This window comes from Candidatus Hydrogenedentota bacterium, from assembly GCA_012730045.1.
Lineage (GTDB): Bacteria > Hydrogenedentota > Hydrogenedentia > Hydrogenedentales > CAITNO01 > JAAYBR01.
Genome location: JAAYBR010000110.1, coordinates 17,740 through 33,544, shown reverse-complemented (window position 1 = coordinate 33,544; position 15,805 = coordinate 17,740). Strand labels below are relative to the sequence as shown.

Sequence of the window (15,805 nt, the reverse complement as noted above, 5' to 3'; positions counted from 1 at the left end):
CTTTCGGCGCGCGGGGGCGCGGGCCGGGTCAGCGTTTCTTCTTCGCGCGCCAGGCGTCCTCAATGGCCGCCACGAGCGTGTCAATGTCCGGGATGATGGAGATGAACCGGGGCTGCCCGTCGAGGCAGAGGGCCGGGATGTTCTTGAGGCCGAGGCGGCACATCATGCCGACGCCGGCGCGGTTTTTGATCTTGTGTTCCTTCACGCGCACGGGGGCCTGGGCGCGCTCGGCGGCGCGCACCGCCGCGTCGAGCATGTACTGGCAGGGGGCGCAGGCCGCGGAGTCGAGGGTGACGCAGTCCACGGTGATCCCAATCTCCTGGGCGTAGTCCGGCAGGACGATGTCGTCGAAGGCGTCCGCGCTCGCCTGCGCCGCCACGCGGGCGATGTCGCGCAGGTAGGGGTCGCGGGCCATGTCGGCGACGACGCGCAGGTTGCCCTCCGGCGTGGCGTAGGGCAGGTCGCAGCCCGGCGCGAGGAGGAAGCCCGGGCCGTAGCCCTCGTCGAGGCAGCGGATCGCGTCGAGCTTCGCGTCGTCGGGCGTTCCCATGAGCAGCACCGTCGTCAGGCGCATGTTCCCGCCGTAGGACTTGCGGTAGTGCGCCGCGTGCTCGCGCAGCGCCACCAGCGAAATGTTCTCGTCAATCGAGACGTTGTCGCACGCCGTCGCGCACATGGCGCCCAGGTTCCGCGTCGCGTCGCCGCACACGAAGAGCGAGGAGTACCCCCCCCGGGCGCGCACGCCCGTGAAGACCCGGTCGAGCGCCGGGGCGATGAACTCCGTGAAGTGCCCCGTCGAGACCTGGCTGGTCATGGGGTCCACCACGGCGACGACGGGGACGCCGAGGTCCAGGTAGAACCGCGCGCAGCGCAGCGCGATGTCCGCGCAGCGGTCCATGGCCGCGCGCACGCCGTCCGGGTCCGTGAGCAGGTCGAGGAACAGCTCGCCGCCGCGCAGGTGCGAGAGGAGCGTGAAGGGCCCGGTGATCAGCCCGTAGAGGGCGAGGTCGTCCCCCGCCTTCTCCACCAGCCCCTTCGTGGCCGCCGCGATGACGGGGAAGCGCCCCGCGTCAAAGGACAGTTCCGGCAGGGCGGTGATGTCCGCCAGATGCTCCAGCGGGTGCGACACCACCGACGGCGGCACATCCTCCGCCCAGGCCAAACGGCAGCCCAGGGCCTCCGCCTCCACCTGGAGATCGAAGACCACCGGCAATCCGTCCGGGCGGTACCGTTCCGCCGCAAGAAGCTGGCCCCGCACAATGGCCTCGGCGGAGCGCAGATAGTCATGGGCGGGCATGCCGATGAGGAACCCGCCGTGAACCCCCACAAAGGGCACCCAAGGCACCCGGGGCGTCGTCTCCCGGCGGAACGCGGCCAGCACCAGCTCTTTTCCCGTCATGGCAGGGCTCCTGCGCGCCCAATGCGGGCGCGCGGGAAAGTGTAGCACGATTCCGGAAGGGTGGACGAGATGGACGGGATGGACGGGATGGACCGGGGACGGCACACCGGGCTGCCAACGATCACCAAGACCGCCCGCGTCCCATACTTCCCCTGCTTCCTATTTCCGGCCGGGCCGCCCTACAGTTCCGGCACGGCCAGGGCGCTGAAGAGGCGTTTCGCGTCCACCTCGAGGAGGCTGAAGGCCGGGTCGTGGACGAGTTTGACGAAGCGGTAGCTGGCGGTCTGGGGGGGGCCACCGTGGATCTGCACCGCGATGCCACCGCTGCGCTCGCCCTCTTTGTTGATGTCGAGGCAGGCGGCGCCGAGCTTCCCGTTGATGACCAGCCAGATGGCCGGGCCGACCGCGAGGATCTCGTAGCGGTTCCACTCGCCGTGCTTCACGGCGGCGGCGGCGCGGTCGGTCCAGTCGAGCTTGCCGCGGCCGTGCTCGTGGTAGAGGCGGCCCCACTCCTCGGGCCCCGCGTCGGCCTGGTAGCCGAGGGCCTGGCCGGCCTCGTCCACGGGCTTCGAGCGGAACTGGATGCCGGCGTTGGCGGAGGGCGGGTCGAGTTTCACGTCGAGGGCGAGGTAGAAGTCGCCGACCGTCACGGGCGCCCAGAGGAACTCGTTGCGGGGGATCTTCTCGCCGCTGCCGCCGACGGCCGCGCCGTCCTCAAAGCGCCAGTACTCCGTGTTGCCCTTCCACCCGGCCAGCCCGGCGGCGGGCAGGATGGCGGCGTCCTCGCGGCCCGTCGTGCCGAGGCTCTTGGCGATGGCGACGGCGGCCTGGACGGCCTCGCTCTTCACCGCCTCGTCGGGGAACTGGCGCAGCACCATCTCGAGCGCGTCCGCGCGCGGGATCTGGGCGAGGCCGCTGAGCACGAGCTTCTTCTCGTCCGCGTCGGCGGCCGCCGCGAGCAGCTCGCCGAACAGCCGCAGGCGCTCCGCCGTCTCGGTCTGGCCGAGGCCGAGCATGCGCACCGCGTCGCGCCGCGCCTGGGTCTTCACCGCGGGGTCGGGCGACGCCATCGCCAGCTCCATGACGGCGGGCAGGGCGTCCGCCGTGGGCCACGCGCAGACGCCGCGGAGCGCGGCGTCCTTCAGGGGGCCGTCCTGCGCGGCGGCCGCCTTCAGCGTGTCGAGCGCGGCGGCGTTGCCGGTGGTCGCCAGCAGGCGCAGGAGCGCGGCCTTCGCCTCGCCGTCGGCTGTGTCATAGGCGGCGCGGAACGCGTCGGCGATCTCCGCGGGCGCGGTGGCCGCCGCGAGGGTGAGCTGCTCGCCCTCGGCGGCCGTGCGGACCGCCGGGGAGCCGTTCACGGTGCATTCCACCTGAAGTTTCTTCACGAGGTTGGGGGCGGTGTCGCCGAAGAGCGCGTTGGAGGCGTCCACGGCGGGCGCGCCCGACGCGACGATCCGGGCCACGGTCTCCGTCACGTCGGCGGAGGGGCCGTCGGGCAGGGCGCCGTACACGGCCTTTGTGACCACGATGTCGGCGGTGACTTTCAGGCTTCGGGCGCACAGGGCGGCGAGGGCGCCCTCGGCGGCCTGCGTCTCCTCGGGCGTGGGCGCGCCGGTCAGGCGCTTGAGCAGGGCGGGCATCTCCTTCGTCCCGGCGATGTTCCTCAGGGCCCCCAGCGCGGCCGCGCGCACCGCCGCGTCCTGGTCCGTCTCCGCCGCCTTCATGAGCGGTTTGTTGGGCTCCTCGAGCCCGCCCGCGCCGACCAGTTTCACCGCCAGCGTGCGGGTGGCCGGGTCCTCGTCCCTCAGCATGTCCTTGAGCATCTTGTCGCCGCGCTTGCCGGGGAAATACTTCAGCGTCTCCTGGGCCGCCGCGGACAGTTCCGCGTCCTGCGATCCCAGCCAGTCTTTCGCGAGGTCCAGGGCGGGCTTGTGGCCAATGCGGGTGAGGGCGCGCAGGGCGGCCACCTGCACCGGCGCGGGGGCGGTCCTGGCCTCGGCCAGCAGCGCCGGACCCGCGCCGTCGCCGCGCTCGCCGAGCAGTTGGATGAAGGCGGTCTTCCGCTCCGCGGGCAGTTCCGGCAGGAGCGCGGCGAGGGCCTTGGTCACCTTCGCGCCGCCCCCGAGCTCGCGGGCCGCGCGCAGGGCCGCCTCGAAGAGATGGCGGTCCTCCCCCTTCATCGCGTCGGTGAGCCGGGGCAGGGCGTCCGCGCCGCCGCGCGCCAGGGCGCCGCCGCGCAGGGCGCCACAGCGGGCGGTGCGGGGCGTGTCGGCCGCGTCGAGGAGCGAATCGTACAGGGCGAGGGCGGCGTCCTTTTTGCCGTCGGCGGCCAGCGCGTCGGCGCAGCCGAGGAGGCCGTCGCAGAAGGCGGCGCGGGTGACGGGGGAGAGGTCGGTCCGCGCGAGGGCCTGCTTCAGGGCGTCGGCGGCCTCCGGCGGGGCGAGGCGCGCGAGGGCGGCGGCGGCGGCTCCGGCCACCACGGGGTCGGCGTCGCCGAGGAGCGCGGCGAGCGCGGGCACGGCCTCCAGGTCGCGGCGCACGGCGATGGACCCGATGACGCCGGCCTTCAGCGGGCCGGAGGTGGTGGCGAGGGCGTCGCGGAGGGCCTGGGAGGCCTCGGGCCCCGGGATCGCCTCGAGGGCGAGGCGGGCGAGGTGCGACTGCGCGGCGTCGCCGAGGAGCGCCGCGGCCGCGGGCACGTCGGCGGGGCCGCCGGAGAGCGAGAGCAGGCGGAGGGCCTCGGTCTGCTCCCAGGAGACCAGCGGGGCTTCGGGTTCCGCCGCGCGGGCCGGCAGGGAGACAGCACACAGGGCGAACAGCACAGACATCAGAACGGCGGCGCGCATGCGCATGACAAAATCCTCCGGGTGGGATGCTGGGGTTAGATGGTCCAGGAATCGCGCTGGGCGCGGGCGCGCAGGCGGTTCGCCTCGTCATCGTTGAGGAAGGCCTCGGCCTTGGGGTCGAATTCCATGTCGCGCTCCAGCCACATGCAGATGTTGGCGGCGTGGACCGTGCTCATGGAGCGGTGCATGACGGAGGGGTTGGCCACCGTCAGCTCGCGCGACTTGACGCAGTCGAGGAAGTTGCGCATGTGGTCGAGGGAGCGGCCCGTGCGGGCGACGTACTCGCCGACCACCTTGTCGTACTCCGCCAGCAGCTCCGGCGACGACGCCTCGGGGGCGGTGTAGCCGTCCGCCGCGGCCACCCAGCCGCGCTCGCCGTCGAAGCGCTCGCCGCAGGAGCCGTGCCAGTATTTGTCGCCCCGCGCCAGCACCATCTTCTGCCCGTTGGCGAAGGTGCAGACCATGCCGTCGCCCGAGTCGTTTTCCACGTACTGGTAGTGGACCGGCGACGTGTCGCCCGCCTCCAGGCCCGCCTGCGCCTGCGCGAAGGTGTGGGCGCCCCATTCGCCGATGCAGCTCGTGTGGAAGTCGTAGTCGCCGCGCCAGCCGCCGCTGACATACGACAGGTTGAAGGGCCGCCAGGGGCACGGGCCGAGCCAGATGTCCCAGTCCACCTCGTCCACCGGCGGCAGCGGCTGCGCGGGTTTCCATTCGCGCGGCATCTTGGCCATGTCCCAGGGCGCGATGTGCGCGTAGGCCGTGTGGACCTTGCCCAGGCGTCCCGTGCGCGCCATCTCGATGCAGAAGACGTGGTTCGCCTCGCTCAGGCGCTGGGTGCCCGTCTGGTACACCCGGCCGTAGCGCTTGGCCGCCTCCACCACCGCCTGCCCCTCGGCGATCGTCATGGTCGAGGGCTTCTCGGTGTACACGTCCTTGCCCTCGCGCATCGCCCGCACCGACGCCTGCGCGTGCCAGTGGTCCCCCGTGGCGATGAGCACGGCGTCAATGTCCGGACGCGACGGCAGGAACTCGCGCAGGTCGCGGTACATGGCGCAGTCCGTGTTGCCGTAGGTCTCGTCCACGAAGGCCTTCACCTTCTCGCGCTGCTGCTTCCACAGGTCGCAGATGGCCAGCACCTGCGTGTCCTTGTTGCCGATGAGCCACTGCAGGTCGCTGAAGCCCCGGCCGTGGATGCCGATGCACCCCACGGTGATCCGCTCCGAAGGCGCGACGGTCCCGTCGCGGCCCAGGGCCGACGCGGGCACAATCATGGGCGCGGCCACCGCGGCCGCCGAGGCGGAAAGGAATCCGCGACGCGTGAGTTTCTTCGTCATGGCAAGGGTCTCCCAAAGGCCGAAGTTTGTGGATGAACACGCCCGCCGCCGCCACCCTCCGCATTCTGGGCCCCCGGGGGGGCGGGTGTCAAGGAGAAATCCGGAGCCAGATCCGGCACGAGGCGAATGAACCCGGATCGCCGGACAATCCGCAGCCTTTGTGTCCGCTCCAGGGCGCGGCAAGCGGCGCCCCTACGTGCGCATACCCAAGGCGAGGGCATGTAGGGGTACCGCAAGCAGCGCCCCTACGTGCGCATACCCAAGGCGCGGCCATGTAGGGGTACCGCAAGCGGCGCCCCTGCGTGCGCATACCCAAGGCGCGGCCATGTAGGGGTACCGCAAGCGGCGCCCCTACGTGCGCATACCCAAGGCGCGGGCATGTAGGGGCGCCGCTTGCCGCGCCCTCTTCTTTCCCGGCAGGACCGTCTCACCCGGCGTCTTTGCCTCTCCGCGGCTTTGCGTTATGAAAACTTCTCAGTAGCGCGGGAGTTTTGGGCGGTTCAGTTTGGCGTTGGGCAGCTCGAACAGCTCGCCGACCCGGGCGAGGAGCTCCTCGTCGGTGAAGGGCTTTTTCAGGAAGCCGTCGAAACCGTGGTCCTCCAGGGCGCGCGCGCCCGCCTCGTCCAGCAGTGCCGACATGCCCAGGATCCGGGTGTTGCGCGTCTCCGCGCGGTTCTTGACCCGCTCGGCGACCATCCGCCCGTCCGTGTCCGACAGGTTGACGTCGAGGATGACGAGCTGCGGGGTGTGCTCCACGACGATCACCCCGGCATCGAAGCCCGTGGAGGCGGTCAGCACGGCGTAGACCTCGTCGCGCCCGAGGACCGACGGGATGGTGTCCAGATAGAACGGGTCGTCGTCCAGCACGAGCACCCGGCGCTCGCTCTCCTCCAGCCGGTCCAGGGGGATGCCGTGGCTCAGCATGAACTTGCGCAGGCTCTGGTAGGGGATGCGGCGGTCGCCGCCGGGACCCAGCCGGTAGCCGTCAATCTGGCCGAGGTCGAACCACCGGGACACGGTGTCGGCGGACACGCCGCAGATGCCGGCGGCCTCGCCGGTGGTGAACACGCGGTTTTTCATGGTAAAACGTCCTCCGCAAGGTATTCCGGATAACCCTGAAACGCGGGGTATTCGGGGCTGGGCGCATTGTACCACCGGGGCCGGAGAAAGGGGTAGGCGGGGGGCTCGGTGGACGATGTGGACAGAGTGGACGGGGTGGACAGGAGGAAGCGAGCCCAAGGATAGGGCATCTTGGGGTTGAGAGGCGGGATTCTGTAGATGCGGCTTTCCCCCCCTTGAAGTGCTCCAAAAGAAAGCGCGGGGACGCTGGAATGCGTCCCCGCGCCGAAAAGGCTGTCTGCCTACTTGGCGGCGTCGCGGCGCTGTTTGAGCTCGCGCCAGGTGGTGAGGATGACCTTCTCCTCCTCGACGACCTGCCTGACCTCGGGGGAGGTGAGGGCCTCCAGCTCGGCGAGGCGCATGGGCCCGGAGCCGGTAACCTCCTTGAAGTTTTCGGAGGGGCGGGTGGCGTGGACGATGAACTGGGTGAGGCCGGGCTTCATCTCGCGGAGGAAGGCGATGACCTGGGCCTTCTTGTCGGCGGGGTCCTTGCATCCGTAGCCGGTGTGGACGTCGTCGAGGACGGGCAGGCCGAGGGACCAGACCATCTGTCCGAGCCCGGGGAGCAGGGGCCCGATCTTCTCGTCCTCGGCGGCGACGTACTGGCCGTGGCCGCCGGGGGCCATGACGGGGATGCCGTACTCGGCGCCGATTTTCACGTAGCGCTCCATGAAGGGCATGGTGGCGAAGACGGTGCCCATGTGGGTGTCGAGGTGGGTGGGCCGCCAGCCCATGGTGAGGCTGCGGTCCAGCTGCGCGCGCAGCTCCTTCTCGACCTCGTCGGGCGTCGCCTTGGCCGTCACCTGCTCCACCTCGTGCCAGAGGCAGCCCTCCTCGTCCACGAGGCCGGGGACGGCGGCCTTGCCCGCCACGGGGCCCCAGCGGTAGCTCTTCCATTCCGCAGTGAGGGTGCAGTGGAGGCCGAAGTCGGACTCCGGATGCTCCTTGGCGTAGGCGGCGGCCGCGGCGGCCCAGGGGCAGGGGAACATGATGCTGGCCGAGGTGGCCACGCCTTTCTCCATGGCCTCAATGGCGCCCACGTTCGCGTCGTGGTGCATGCCCGCGTCGTCCACGTGGAAGATCACGACCTTGGCGCCCTTGGGGAAGCCGAGCTTCTCGGCGTAGGTCTGGGCGTCCTGCGCGGGGGCCATTCCCGCCGCCATCAGGACAACCGCCGCCGCAAACAGCATGTCTCGCATCGCGCACTTCCTTCTTCGGTTCGGGGGCGGACCGCGCCGTCCCGGGGGTTTCTATTTCAGCGTGAGTTTGACCACCCACACATGCCGGCAGGGGAGCTTGTCCGGCGTGAGCGCGGGTATGGTAACAGAAACCGTGTCGGCGTCCACCGCGGCGGCCAGCGGGCCGTCCAGGCCGAGCATGGACGCCTCGGCGGCCTTCGCCCCGGTGACGTTCGGGAAGGCCAGCTTCTCGCCGGGCCAGCCGAGGCAGATGGCGTAGACCGCGCCGTCCTTCTGCGTGAAGCGCACCTTCTCCAGTTCGGGGGCCTTCTCCCAGCGGTCGGCGCCGTAGATTGCCTCGCCGTTGACGGCGAGCCACTCGCCCATCTCAAGCAGGCGCTGCTCCATGATCTCGGGGATGCGGCCGTCCGCCGTGGGGCCGATGTCCAGCAGCAGGTTGCCGCCGCGGCTCACGGTGTTGACGAGCAGCTCGAGCAGCTTCTCCGTGCTGCGGTAGTTCTCCGCGGACTCGTTGCGGTTGTAGCCGAAGGACATGCCCATGCCCTGGCACTCCTCGAAGAGGCCGGCGCTGGACAGGCGGCCGTTGGAGCGGTGCTGGTACTCGGGCGTGCCGAAGCCGCCGTGGTTCTCGCGGCACTCCTTGCCCCAGCGGTCATTGACCGCCACGTCCCTGGGGGCGGACGATTCGTTGAAGAGCCAGGCGAGGAACTCCTCGCTGCGCCAGACGGAGCTGGGGTGCTCCCACTCGCCGTCGGGCCAGACGAGGTCGGGTTTGTAGCGCTCGACGAGGTCCTTGAGCTGCGGGAGCATGTACTGGTCCACGTAGCGGTTCACGTCGCTCTTGTAGAGCGGGTTGAACCACTCGTAGAAGGAGTAGTAGAAGCCCATGCGCAGGCCCTCGGCCCGCACCGCCTCCACGAGGTCGCCCGCCAGGTCGCGGTGCGGCCCGATGTCCACGGCGTTCCAGTTCCAGTTGTTCGGGTCGGGCCAGAGGCAGAAGCCCTCATGGTGCTTTGACGTGAGCACGACGTACTTCGCGCCGGAGCGTTTGAACACGGAGGCCCAGTCTTTCGGGTTGTACATCTCCGCCCTGAACATGGGCGCGAAGTCCTGGTAGGTGAAGTCCGCGCCGTAGGTGGCCTCGTGGAACTTCCAGGTCTCGCCGTCCTTGTCCTGCATGTCGTGCCAGTACCACTCGGAATAGCGCTCCTTCGGCCCCCACGCGGGCACGGAGTAGACGCCCCAGTGGATGAAGATGCCGAACTTGGCGTCCTCGAACCACTGCGGGTTGGGGCGCTTGTCCAGCGACTCCCAGTCCGCCTTGTAGGCCGGCTGTGCGAGGCTCAGGCCCGCGAGGGCCGCGCAGAGGAGCGTGTTCATGGCCGTCTCCTTTTCCGGTTCCGGTCAGTCCGTCATGAAACGGTAGACCGTGTGCTGGGTGTAGGTCTCCCCGGGGCGCAGGACCACGGAGGGGAAATCCGGCTGGTTGGGCGAGTTGGGGAAGTGCTGGGTCTCCAAGCAGAACCCCGTGCGGTATTGGTAGACGTGGCCGCCCTTGCCGACGTTGGTGCCGTCGAGGAAGTTGCCGCAGTAGAACTGGACGCCCGGCTCGGTGGTCCAGACCTCCACGACGCGGCCCGATTCCGGCTCGCGCACGCGCGCCGCCAGCGACAGCCCGTCCGCCGTCCGGTCGAGGACGAAGTTGTGGTCGTAGCCCCCCCCGAACTTGAGCTGCTCGTGGTCGTCGTTCACGCGCGCGCCGATGGCGAAGGGCTTCGTGAAGTCGAAGGGCGTTCCCGCGACGGGCTGGAGCACCCCCGTCGGGATGAGGGTCTTGTCCACGGGCGTGAAGCGGCTGGCGTTGAGCATGATCTCGTGGCCGAGGATGTCGCCGTTGTTGTGTCCGCGCAGGTTGAAGTAGCCGTGCCAGGTGGGGTTGAGCACCGTGGGCGCGTCCGTCTCGGCGGCGTACTCGATCTCCAGCTCGTTGGCCGCCGTGAGCCAGTGGGTCACGGTGACCGTGAGGTTGCCGGGATAGCCCTCCTCGCCGTCGGGGCTGGTGCGCTTCAGCCGCAGGCCGACCGCGTCGGCGCGGCGCGCGGTCTCCGCCGCCCACAGCACCTTGTCGAAGCCCTTAAGCCCGCCGTGGAGCGCGTTGGGGCCGTCGTTCACCGCCAGGGAATACTCCTTGCCGTCCAGGGTGAACTTGCCCTTGGCGATGCGGTTGCCGTAGCGGCCCACGACCGCGCCGAAGTACGGCGTCGCCTTGAGGTAGCCCTCCAGTTTGTCGTAGCCCAGGGCCACGTCGGCGGCGGCGCCGTTCTTGTCCGGCACCCACAGCTCGGTGATGATGCCGCCGTAGTTGGTCACGCACATCTTCATGCCGTTTCCGTTGGACAGGGTGTAGATGTCCGCCGCCTGCCCGTCCGGCAGGGTGCCGTAGGACTGTTTGCTGATGCTCATGCCGGTTCCCTTTCCGATCGGCGGGTTCTGCTCGTAGGCCGCCGGGGCGCTGTTCGCCGCCTTGATGCGGGCCAGGTCAAACTTGGGTTTGCGGTCGTAGGTGTAGATGCCGTTCTGCTCCTGCTCGATGTCCGTGAGCTGGGTGTAGCAGAAGCCGAACATGTACGGGTTGTCCAGCAGGGCTTTGGTCAGCCCCTCGTGCCGCGTGTAGAACTCGTCCAGGGTTTTCGGGTTGTTCCCGTAGCCCCACGCGCCCTCGGCCACGTTCCAGCCGATCCCGCCGTACTCGCTGACGAAGAAGGGGATCGGGGTTCCCGGCACGTCCTTGCGCGGCGCGGGATAGGCGTCCGGGCCGCACTCGGCGTCCCAGCGCGCCTTGAACGACGCGGGGTCCTGGTTGTAGTCGTGGGCGTCCATGACGATGGGGCTCGGGTGCCCGTGGTGCCAGCCGCTGGAGTCAATGACCGGACGGGTGGGGTCCACCGCGCGGGTCAGGTCCACCACGGTGTTCTGGAGGAACTCGGCGTCTTCGGAGGTCTCGTTGAAGGGGCACCACCCGATGATGGCCGGGTGGTTCATGTCGCGCTCGAGGAGCTCGCGCCACTCGTTGATCACCGGGGCGTTGACCTCGGGCTTCTTGTAGTTCAGGCCCCAGTTGGGGAACTCGCCCCACACGAGGTAGCCCAGCCTGTCGGCCCAGTAGAGGAAGCGGGGCTCGAACACCTTCTGGTGGAGCCGCGCGCCGTTGAACCCGGCGGCCTGGCTCATCTCGATGTCGGCCTTGAGCGCCGCGTCCGCCGGCGCGGTCCAGATGCCGTCGGGGTAGAAGCCCTGGTCCAGCACCGTGCGCTGGAAGACCGGCTTGCCGTTGATCAGGATGGCGCGGCCCTCGATGGTCACGGAGCGCAGGCCGAAATAGCTGTCCATCGCGTCCAGCGTCTTTTCGCCCTGAAGGACGGACAGGTTCAGGTCGTACAGGCTGGGGTCGCCCACGGCCCACAGGTGCGCCTCCTTCAGGTCCAGCACCAGCGCGGCCTGGCCGCCCTCGACGGCGGCCTCGGCGGCGCCCATGTCCTGGCCGCCGAAAGCGGCGGACGCCTTCAGGGTCATGCCCTGGGCCGCGCCGTCCACGCGCGCCCACACGGTCACGCGGCCGTTGGACGCATCCGGCGTCACGCGCAGCTTCTCGATGAAGGCGCTTCCGACGGCCTCGAGCCAGACGGGCTGCCAGATGCCGGTGGTGCGCGTGTACACGCAGGCGTGGCTTTCCAGTTTCTGCGACTGCTTGCCCGACGACTGCACGCCCGAGCGCACGTCGTCGAAGGCGTGGACGATGACCGTGTTCGCGCCGGGCTTCAGCGCGGCGGTCACGTCAAACCAGAAGGGGGCGCTGCCGCCGGTGTGCGTTCCCTGGAGGACGCCGTTAACCCACACCCGCGTGCGCCAGTCGCACGCGCCGAAATGCAGGCGGACCCGCTTTCCCGTCCACCCGTCGCCCGCGGGAACCTCGAAGGCCCGGCGGTACCACACGTTGCGGATGAAGCCCGTGCGGCCGAGCCCCGACAGGGCGCTCTCGCGGCAGAAGGGCACGGTGATCTTGTCCGGGTAGGCGGCGTCCCCGAGGTATTCCGCCTTGTTGTCGTCCGTCTCCGCGAACTCCCACTCCCCGTTCAGGGTCACCCACGCGCCGCGCATCATGTCCGGACGCGGATGCTCCGCCCGCGGCGGCTCCGCCGCGCAGACGCCCGCGCCCAGCACCAAGGTTGCCACCATTCCCGCCAATGCATATTGTGTCATGACCCTCTTGTCCTCTTGTTACGCCCGGAGGCTGCCGATTGAATGTTGCGCCTAGAATAGCACACAGCGCGGCGGAATTCCCGCGTCTTCCCGCGCGTTGAGGCGCCCCGATGCCTGCTTCTCCCCAGCGCGCCGCTATATTGTGTGTTTTTGGCGGCGGGGCGGAAAAAACCACAATATATATTGTGTCCCCGGTCCGCTTGTGCTAAAATCCTCCACACGGAGGTATCGCTCGGTGCGCTTCGGTAAACAAAACAAGACATGGGCGGCGTTCGGACGGAAGCTTTTCGGGGAGAACTCCGCCACCGCGCCGGAACCCCCGGTGGAAGACGGCGCGGCGTGTGCCGGCGACGCGCCCGTGCCGGAAATGGAGGAGCAGGTCATGCCGGAAGATCCGTTCACGCCGCAGCCGGGAACGCCCAACGACCCGTCGCAGGCGGTGCTGATTTCCCTGGGCCGGTTCAAGCGCCACATCCAGCACGCCACCGGCGCGCCGGAGCACGCGCAGTGGCCCGGCGAGTGCCTTCAGGAGCTGCTGAAGATTCTCAACATCGCCGCCGAGAGCGGGTGGGACACCCTGCGCGAGGCGGTCACGGACACGGCGCGCGTGCTGTGCAGCTATGAGCGCGCGCGGCGCACCGCGCAGTGCCTCCCCTTCCTGCGCGCGTGCGACGACGCCCTCTCCATGATGATCGGCGACATCATCATTGACAACGAGACGCCGACGGTGCGCATGGCCTGGCAGAAACACTACCAGGGCGCGCTGGAGGCCATGCGCCGCGACGGCATCGCCCTCGTGGAGGACGAGGCCGCCGAGGAGGAGCCCGTCAGGGAGACGGCGGCCGTGCCGCCTGCGCCACCTGCGCCGCCCGTCGCGCCCGCACCGGCACCGGCCCCCGCACCCGTCGTTGAGCCGGAAGCCCCCGCCAGGAACCTTCCCGAAACCCCCTTTGGCGGCACGCCCGAAGAAGCCGCCCCCGCCCCGGAGGAAGACGACGCCAACGACACCGACGCGCCGGCCTCCCCCTGGGAGAATGACGCGGACGCCGCCCCGGAGGGGGACTTCCCCGGGGAGGACGCGCCGCAGGAGACCGACGACGAGGCCCCCGTGGAAGAGGACCTGGGCGAGATAGACGTGCGCGGCGATGTCACCGGGGAAGAGCCCGCGCGGGAAGAGACGGACACCGAGCCCGCCGCGACGGAGGAAGACACGGACCATGCGCCCGGCGACGCGGAGGCGTCCGAAGAGACGCCCGCATCAGACCATTCTGACGAGCCCGCCGCCGGGGAAGAGGAGGAAGAGGCATCAAGCGCGGTGACGGGGGAAGCCCCCGCCGAGGAGCCGGCCCCCGAACCGGCGCCCCCGGCCCCGCGGACGGTGGAGGACGTCAACCGGGCGATGCAGTCGGCCATCCTGGCGGGCGACATCGCGGGGGCGAAGGTGCTGGCGCTGCATCTGGCGGCGGCCCTGGCGCGGCAGGAGGCGGACCATGTGTCCGCGGCCCTCGACGGCGCGCGCAGCCGGCTCGGCCTGAACGGCGACGCGACGGAGGACGCGGCGCGCCGGGTGCGCGAGGCGGAGGAGCGCGTGCGCGGCGCGGACGAGCAGATCGCCGCGCGCGAGGCGGACGCGCGGGACGCGCGGACCCGTCTGGGCGCGCTCGACGGCGACATCGCGGAGACGCGCGCGGGGCTGGAGGACCTGGACGCGCGGATCGCCGCGCTGCAGGAGGAGCGCGCCGCCGCGGCGCAGCGCCTGCGGGACCAGGAAATCGCGCGCACGGACACCATCGCCGCGGAAAGCCTGGTCAGCTCGGAGATCGAGGCGCTCATGGAGGAGGAGGAGGCGGCCCGCGAGCTGCTGGAGAAGGCCCGCGGGCGCGTGGCGGACCTGGAGGAGGGGCGGCGCGGGATTCTCGGCGACATCCTGGCCCTGGAAACGGAACTTGAGGAGCGGCGGCGCGCCATCGGGGAAATCACCCGGCCCCTGGACGGGGGCGGCGCGCCGGCGGAGGCCGGCCAGCCGGACGGCCTGCTGTTCTAGCGCGGCGCGCGAAAGGAGGGGCAACCCTTGGGCAGAAAAGGTGAACTGGTCGCGGCGGTGGATTTCGGGGCGAGGCAGGTGCGCGTGCTCATCGCGGAGCGGACGCCCGACGGCTCCCTGCGCTACCGGGGCGACGGGGCCAGCCCGTCGCGCGGGTGCGTGCGCCACGGCCAGATCCAGAACCAGCACGACGCGCAGCGCGCCCTGCGCGCCGCCCTCGAGGACGCGCGGAAGAAGTCCGGCGCCCAGGCCCAGGCCCTCTTCTGCGGCATCACCTCCGAGGCCGTGCGCTCCGTCGTGCAGGAGGGCTGCGTGCCCCTGACCAAGGGGGTCGTCGAGCTGGAGCACCTCGAAAGCGCCCGCGGCAACGCCGCGCAGAACGCCCTGCACCCCGGGTGCTACGCCATCACCTCCACCTCCTCCCAGGAGTGGCAGGTGGACGGCACCCGCGTCATCGAGCCGCTGGGCATGCGCGGCTCCGTGCTCAAGGCGAAAATCCACGTCGCCAACATCCCCTCGGTGACGGCGGACAACCTGCGCGCCTGCATTGACTCGCAGGGCCGCATCCTCGAGGACTTCGTCTACCAGCCCATCGCGGCGGCCCTCGGATGCCTCAGCAGCGAGGACACCCAGCTCGGCGCCGCCGTCGTGGACATCGGAAACTCCGGCATCGGCATCGCCGCCTACCACGACATGAGCATCCTCGGCACCGCCTACATCCCCCAGGGCACCGTCCTCATCGTCAACGACCTCAGCGCGGGCCTCAAGGTGCGCTTCGACGAGGCCGGCGAAATCCTCCAGGAGTACGGCGTCAGCAGGCTCCTCCTCGACCAGATGCAGCAGGAGGGCAGCCCCGACGCCCCCGCCGCGCCGTCGTCGTCGTCCGCCGCCGACGCCCCCCGGATCAAGCTGAAGAGCCCCGTCAACGGCGCGCCCGACGTGGTCTCCCGCAAGCTCGTGGACGAGATCATCTTCGCCCGCGCCCAGGAGCTCGCCGAGGAGGTCGCCCGCTTCCTCAACCGCCACCGCATGAACCAGATGCTCGCCCGCGGCATCGTCCTCACCGGCGGCGGCGCTGAAATCCGCACCTTCGCCCAGCTCCTCGAGACCGTGTGCAGGCTCCCCGTCCGCATCGGCGCGCCCGAGGGACTCGAGGGCATGCCCACCTACTACAACACCCCGGCAAACGCCCCCATCACCGGCATCGTCCGCCACGGCCTCGAATACTACGACGCCCTCCGCTCCGGCCGTGTCATCCCCCGCGGCGGATCCCCCCTCGCCGGGCGCATCCGCTACTACTGGGAAAAAATCCGCGAGCTCTTTTTCTAGGGCCGTCTACGATGAGTGGTGGCCGAGATTGTGAAGAATGCCCAGTGACCAGGCCGACTGGCCGCCGACGGTGCGGAGTGGGTCGGCGGACTGCTGTTTCGTGGCGCCGCCGTCCCGGCGGCCTTCTCTTCTTCCCGGCACATGAATTTCGGCTGCCCCGTTGGGGCATGATTCTCTCTGTCCGGGCAGCCCAGGGCAGGCCTGGCCCTTCGGGCGGCGGCCTGGCCTGGGCTGTATTCGGCAACGCTTTCGGCGGTAAAGAGGTTAGACAAAGG

9 protein-coding genes are annotated in these 15,805 nt (G+C 70.2%); 2 read left to right on the top strand and 7 right to left on the bottom strand.

Annotated features, from left to right (window positions below; genetic code table 11):
- Nucleotides 1-28: 28 nt before the first annotated feature.
- The 7 genes from GXY15_12365 to GXY15_12335 form a co-directional block, all read right to left on the bottom strand.
- On the bottom strand, nucleotides 29-1,399 hold the full coding sequence (locus tag GXY15_12365) for a uroporphyrinogen decarboxylase (protein ID NLV42005.1): 1,371 nt from the start codon (nucleotides 1,397-1,399) through the stop codon (nucleotides 29-31).
- 179 nt (nucleotides 1,400-1,578) lie between these two features.
- Nucleotides 1,579-4,251, bottom strand: coding sequence for a DUF1080 domain-containing protein (locus GXY15_12360; protein NLV42004.1), 2,673 nt, complete (start codon nucleotides 4,249-4,251; stop codon nucleotides 1,579-1,581).
- Nucleotides 4,252-4,280: 29 nt separating this feature from the next.
- On the bottom strand, nucleotides 4,281-5,579 hold the full coding sequence (locus tag GXY15_12355) for a Gfo/Idh/MocA family oxidoreductase (protein NLV42003.1): 1,299 nt from the start codon (nucleotides 5,577-5,579) through the stop codon (nucleotides 4,281-4,283).
- A gap of 474 nt (nucleotides 5,580-6,053) precedes the next feature.
- Entirely contained in the window at nucleotides 6,054-6,659 is a 606-nt protein-coding gene (locus GXY15_12350) for a response regulator (protein ID NLV42002.1), read from the bottom strand.
- Nucleotides 6,660-6,940: 281 nt separating this feature from the next.
- Nucleotides 6,941-7,897 carry a ChbG/HpnK family deacetylase gene (locus tag GXY15_12345; GenBank protein NLV42001.1) on the bottom strand — a complete coding sequence of 319 codons (957 nt, stop codon included), beginning with the start codon at nucleotides 7,895-7,897 and terminating at the stop codon, nucleotides 6,941-6,943.
- A 51-nt stretch (nucleotides 7,898-7,948) separates the two neighbouring features.
- The gene (locus tag GXY15_12340; GenBank protein NLV42000.1) at nucleotides 7,949-9,277 is read right to left on the bottom strand and encodes an alpha-L-fucosidase; all 1,329 of its coding nucleotides are present in this window, start codon (nucleotides 9,275-9,277) and stop codon (nucleotides 7,949-7,951) included.
- A gap of 24 nt (nucleotides 9,278-9,301) precedes the next feature.
- Nucleotides 9,302-12,055 (bottom strand): galactose-1-epimerase, encoded by a 2,754-nt coding sequence (locus tag GXY15_12335; GenBank protein NLV41999.1) that lies wholly within the window; start codon nucleotides 12,053-12,055, stop codon nucleotides 9,302-9,304.
- A 424-nt stretch (nucleotides 12,056-12,479) separates the two neighbouring features.
- Here GXY15_12335 and GXY15_12330 point away from each other — a divergent pair, with 424 nt between their 5' ends.
- Together GXY15_12330 and ftsA are read left to right on the top strand one after the other, a co-directional pair.
- A complete protein-coding gene (locus GXY15_12330; GenBank protein NLV41998.1) occupies nucleotides 12,480-14,201 on the top strand; it encodes a hypothetical protein in 1,722 nt (573 codons plus the stop codon).
- 27 nt (nucleotides 14,202-14,228) lie between these two features.
- A complete protein-coding gene (ftsA, locus tag GXY15_12325) occupies nucleotides 14,229-15,530 on the top strand; it encodes a cell division protein FtsA (protein ID NLV41997.1) in 1,302 nt (433 codons plus the stop codon).
- The last annotated feature ends 275 nt before the right edge of the window (nucleotides 15,531-15,805 follow it).